This is a genomic window from Pseudomonas sp. 05T35, from assembly GCF_056396605.1.
In genome coordinates, this window is record NZ_JBFTLU010000519.1 from 1 (window position 1) to 3,410 (window position 3,410).

The window sequence follows — 3,410 nt, forward strand, 5'->3', positions numbered from 1 at the left end:
ATGGCAGGTTGAGCACTTCTGTTGAGCCAATGGGTAGCCGGGCAGGGCACTGGGTTTGAACACAGCCGTTTCGGGCGGCAAGGTGATCGATAGTGGCGCTGCGTTAGCCAAGGTAGCCAAACAAACCTGAACTGCGYAGAGCAGGGTGGTCATGCGTTTCATGCGGAGCCCCCTCAGGCAACGGTCACGTGGCTGGTTTCTACAACGTGGCGGCGGTAGCCACCGGGGTTCCAGTCGGCTCGCAACGGCTGCGTCTCACCCGCACTGTTACTGGCCCGCACCATCAACTGTGTGGCGCCCTTGCTGGTGAAGGTGATCGGCAGCGTCCACTCACGGAAGGAGAAACGGCCAAGATCCTGCCCAAGCCTGGCTTCGCGCCAACTTTTTCCGCCGTCGATCGACACTTCCACCTTGTTGACCCCAACGCCACCGTCGAACGCAATGCCCTTGAGCAGCACGCTTTTTTTCAACGGCAACACATCGCCGTGTTTGACGCTGGTGATGAAGCTGCGTACAGGCAACCTGGAAATCGGCGTCGTTTGCGCCGCAGTGGTGCCGGGGGCAATGCAGAAACAATCGTTGTCCGGAACGCGGTAGCCTTTAGCCATGAAGAAACCGTCGTAGGTATGGTCGACGACTTCGATCTCACTCAGGTGCTTGACCCAGTACGTACCGGTCACTTGCCGGGCGTCGGCTTTCACCCCGGCCTTTTCCAATACTGCCTTGAGCGGTACCCCTACCCAGCGGGCATTACCCATTGAGCCATTGCCCAACTGAGCACCGAATACGCGTGGCATCGAGAAGCCGCGACTGTTACCTGAGCATTGATTGACGGCCACCACTTCTACCGGTTCGGCCAGAGTCTTGAGTTCTGCAAGGGAAAGCGACAGCGGTGTGTTGACCGAGCCCTTGATCGTCAGGCGGTAACTGTCCGGATCGATGCTGGTAGGGATATTGGCCAGGTGGTAACGCACAAAAAACGCGTCATTCGGTGTGATAGGCCCTTCGTTGAAGACGGGGAATGGCGTCTCAAGGTGCGGCGGGCGGGTGGTCACCAGGGTCAACGGACGTTTTTGCGGGTATTGCACCAGCGGCCGTGGCCCGGCAGCAAAGGTCACTTCTTCCGGTGTTTCGTCGGCTGCCCTGGCAAGGTTGGCCAATGGCGAAGCTGCCAAAGCCAGGGCGAAGGCATCGCGTAGAACGCGCCGGCGACTCGGGTTGCCGTTATCAACAAGACTGAACTTCATGCTGTTCTCTCTTTGTTTTTTTTACTGAGATGTATCTGACAGCACCCCCAGATGCAGCGATGGGGGAGGAGAGGTATCCGATGTAATGCGTAAATGGGTTTTCAATTAACTGACCGACTTCGATCAGCAAGCCAGTATCGCCACGCGCAAAGCGACTGCTTTTCATTGAGCGTCAGCGACTTGGCATTTGATGACAAACGATACCGACAGGTGAGGTATAGCCTGGCCACGCTCATCACAACAGTAGCTCATAGGCTTCCTATCATTCGTTCAGTCGATAGTTGTCATCAAGGAATGCAAGTTCTGTTTTTCCGGCAAAGGAGGAAGATGGCGCCATACCGAAGCCGCTTCTGAAGGAACTGCGCGATGAGAATCTCTACTTTGCTGGCACTTGTCGCCGTTTTGACCGGCAGTGTAGCCGCCACAGCACCGACCTACGCGGCGGAACAGTCTTGCCACTTTTTACCCGTGGTCGACAGCACCATCGGCCTGCAGCACGCTCAATCGGTGGGTGTGCTCTACAGCGAAAACACCCTCAACACCCTCGAATACCTGGAGCAGTACCATTCGGTAGCGCTGAACGGCGCGAAGAACCCCGCGCTCGACTCACGCATCAGCAACGCGTTCGTCAACAGCTCAGATCCGAAACTCGCGATCAACTGGCTCATGGGTTCGCTACAGAAAGAGTTCGCCTCGGTGACCGTCTACGACAACCTCGACGCGGTGGTGCATGCTCATCCGGACGTGGTGGTGATGCTGGACACCTACAGCCGTCTGGTGTCCAAGCGCAACAACCAGGTGGAAGCGCGATTCATGGCCAAGTTCTACGACTCGAACCTGCAGTACATCGGCAAGGCCGAAGGCTCGCGAGAACAGCAAATGCCTTCGGTCTGGGTTCATGGCAAAGCGGCGCCAGAGATAGCCGCGCAGATCGACAAGCAAACCGAAATGCAATTGAACGCGCTGAAGCAGTTTGATGCGTCACTGAAGACGCTTGTGTCGTCCAGCGAAGTGGCTCAGCTCGCAAATAACTGATGAGCGCGATTACGCATTTATGAATAGCCAATGCCTTACATCTCGCACAGTCAAATGCGGACATACATTCCACTTGAGTTTGATAGCTTAAAGCCATCCAGCGGCATGCACGACAAGCAGAGCCGACGCTGACAAGACATGGAGGTCTGGCAGTCATCGTTCATTGATGGCTGTTTCTATCAGGGACAAGGATCTGAAGCTGGCGACTACTACCTTTTCCTCCATGGCCATACGTTCGCGCATGCCTGCCACTTGATGGCCTGCGTTGCAGCACAATGGATTCCGGAAACCATCAAATAAACGGGGCGAACTCCGAAAAGCCAGACGAGTAGGAACTTATATATGGAGATATATCGTATGTCGGCTCAAGAGAATCTCGTTGGCGGATGGACTCCTTATCACGAACTGACTCCAAAGGATCAGGAAGTATTCGATGAAGCCCTGGCCGGGCTCGTGGGTGTGCACTACACGGCTGAACTGGTTTCCACCCAGGTCGTCAACGGCACCAACTATCGTTATCAGGCGCAAGCAACGCAGCCTGGTTCGCCAAACAGCTGGCAAGCGGTCGTGGAAATTTACGCGCCTATTAACGGCAAACCGCACATCACCCAGATCATCCGGATCTAAGCACGTCTCAACCCCGTCGGGTCGCGCACGGATTACGCGACCCGACGTCTGACGCGCATCATTGAGCGTCAATTCCTGACATCGAAATGTCATCTGTCTATCGCAGGAACGCCATGTTCGCTGAGTAATCTTCTCGCCAATGAGATCGATCTCAAGCGAGTGACAATGACTGATTTGAAAGAGGTTGCACGGCTGGCAGGTGTTTCGCGGGCGACCGCAGCGCGAACCTTTGCCTCCCCCGAAGTGGTACGTCCGGCCACTCGAGAACAAGTATTTGCTGCAGCGCGCGAATTGGGTTTTCGGCCCAACCGTCTTGGTCGTCAACTACGCCTGCAAACCACCAACTTGATCGGTGTGGTGGTTCCCAATCTCCTTAACCCGGTGTTCGCTGAGCAGATTCAGGCGATGGAACGCGCTGCGCGTTTACGTGGTTACAACCTGTTGCTGGCAACTACCGACTACAGCAGCGAGCGCGAGAGCGCGGTAGTCGAGGAGTTGTTG

The 3,410-nt window shown here is 55.9% G+C and carries 4 protein-coding genes and 1 pseudogene; 3 read left to right on the forward strand and 2 right to left on the reverse strand.

All coding sequences use genetic code 11. The features are described 5' to 3' along the window. Window positions 1–162, reverse strand: a pseudogene (locus AC1DH9_RS26430) (c-type cytochrome); the annotation flags it as partial. Between the two features lie 11 nt (window positions 163–173). Further along, entirely contained in the window at window positions 174–1,247 is a 1,074-nt protein-coding gene (locus tag AC1DH9_RS26435; protein WP_477809088.1) for a molybdopterin-dependent oxidoreductase, read from the reverse strand. Between the two features lie 366 nt (window positions 1,248–1,613). Between AC1DH9_RS26435 and AC1DH9_RS26440 the strand changes: the two genes are divergently transcribed. From AC1DH9_RS26440 to AC1DH9_RS26450, 3 genes are all read left to right on the forward strand, one after another. Further along, window positions 1,614–2,282, forward strand: coding sequence for an ATPase (locus AC1DH9_RS26440; protein ID WP_427542418.1), 669 nt, complete (start codon window positions 1,614–1,616; stop codon window positions 2,280–2,282). A gap of 357 nt (window positions 2,283–2,639) precedes the next feature. After that, on the forward strand, window positions 2,640–2,909 hold the full coding sequence (locus AC1DH9_RS26445; protein WP_427542421.1) for a hypothetical protein: 270 nt from the start codon (window positions 2,640–2,642) through the stop codon (window positions 2,907–2,909). A 165-nt stretch (window positions 2,910–3,074) separates the two neighbouring features. Further along, the coding region (locus AC1DH9_RS26450) for a LacI family DNA-binding transcriptional regulator (protein WP_477809089.1) at window positions 3,075–3,410 on the forward strand (336 nt) is incomplete at its 3' end.

Coding starts and splice junctions, on each gene's coding strand:
- AC1DH9_RS26440 (WP_427542418.1), top strand. CDS start 1,614: ATGAGAATCTCTACTTTGCTGGCACTTGTCGCCGTTTTGACCGGCAGT.
- AC1DH9_RS26445 (WP_427542421.1), top strand. CDS start 2,640: ATGTCGGCTCAAGAGAATCTCGTTGGCGGATGGACTCCTTATCACGAA.
- AC1DH9_RS26435 (WP_477809088.1), bottom strand. CDS start 1,247: ATGAAGTTCAGTCTTGTTGATAACGGCAACCCGAGTCGCCGGCGCGTT.